A 1,423-nucleotide genomic window follows, 5' to 3' on the forward strand; every position below is an offset into this window, starting at 1 on the left:
GTGTCAGTCTGTAGAGCGACCATAAGACCAGAACAGAGTAAATCTGTTAAGGCAGGTGCGAAAAATCCTTCGGGAAAGAAGCAGAAACCCAAATCGTGAGGTTTGGGAATCGCCGTCCGTTTACGGCGGTGAGGATGTCAACCAGTTACCTTATCTACTAAGCTTTCACCTAATAGACAGTGGGTAGTCTGTCCGAGGGCTTGAATTTCTGTCCGCCCGACAGTATTTGCCCGTGCGAGAATGTTTATAGCGGCGTTTTCGTCTCTATCCAAGACACACCCACAAGAACAAACATGAGTTCTTACAGATAATGTTTTCTTGACGATATTGCCACAATCAGAACATTGTTGGCTAGTATATTGTGGGTTCACCGCTACCACAAACTTCCCGTGTATTTTCCCAAAGTAGTCTAACCAATCGGTGAACATTGACCAACTCGCATCTGAAATAGATTTAGCAAGCTTAGGATTTTTCACCATATTAGATACCTTCAAGTCCTCATAGACTACCAAATCGTTAGATTGGATTAACGCTTTTGCTGTCTTGACGGCAAAATCTTTACGCTGTCTAGAAACTTTTAGATGAAGGCGAGCTACTTTAGATTTCTGTTTTAATCTTTTTTGGCTTCCCTTTTTCTTCTTTGAGAGTTTACGTTGAGCCTTTTTTAGTCTTTTTTCCGACTTACGAAGAAACCGTGGGTTATCAATTTTATCCCCATTAGAGTCGGTTAATAAATGGTTTAAACCTAAATCAATCCCTACTTCTTTTCCTGTATAGTCAAAGGGTTCTACTCTTTCAATGTCTAAGACAAATTGACAATAAAAGCCATCGGCTCGTTTAATAAGCCTGACTCTTTTGATAGTGGATTTATCGAGAATCTCACGGCTAAAAGTGCCGATTAACTTTAATTTCCCTATCCCTGTTTTATCCGTGATGTGGATAAACTTTTTGTCTTCTGTTAGTTCCCAACCAGAAGTTTTGTACTCGACAGACCTTGAAAACTTTTTGAATTTAGGATAGCCTTTTTTCGCTAAACCCTTCTTGCTCCGTCCGCTCGCCGAATTCGATTCGGCGCGGGCGGTGCGCTTTTTACAGTTATCATAAAAACGGGATATAGAAAACCAAGCTCTTTGGGCACTTGCCTGACGAGCCATAGAGTTGAGTTTACCAACAAAAGAAAATTCAGGACTATTAGATAATTCGGTAGTTAGCCTACACAAAGTACCATAGTTAACCTGATCTTCTTTGGTAGAGTCCATCCAAAATCTTAAACATTTATTCCTGTTGACATCCTCGCCGCCGTAAAACGGACGGCGATTCCCAAACCTCACGATTTAGGTTTCTGCTTCTTTCCCTTGCGGGGTTCCGCACCTGCCTTAACAGATTTACTCTGTTCTGGTCTTATGGTCGCTCTACAGACTGA

At 41.5% G+C, this 1,423-nt stretch carries 1 pseudogene; it reads right to left on the minus strand.

Going from position 1 to position 1,423, the window contains the following annotated elements:
• Positions 1-137: 137 nt before the first annotated feature.
• A pseudogene (locus O9290_RS12985) lies at positions 138-1,283 on the minus strand (RNA-guided endonuclease InsQ/TnpB family protein); the annotation flags it as partial.
• Positions 1,284-1,423 lie beyond the last annotated feature (140 nt).

Source organism: Microcystis sp. LE19-41.2A (assembly GCF_027530405.1).
Taxonomy (GTDB): Bacteria; Cyanobacteriota; Cyanobacteriia; order Cyanobacteriales; family Microcystaceae; genus Microcystis; species Microcystis aeruginosa.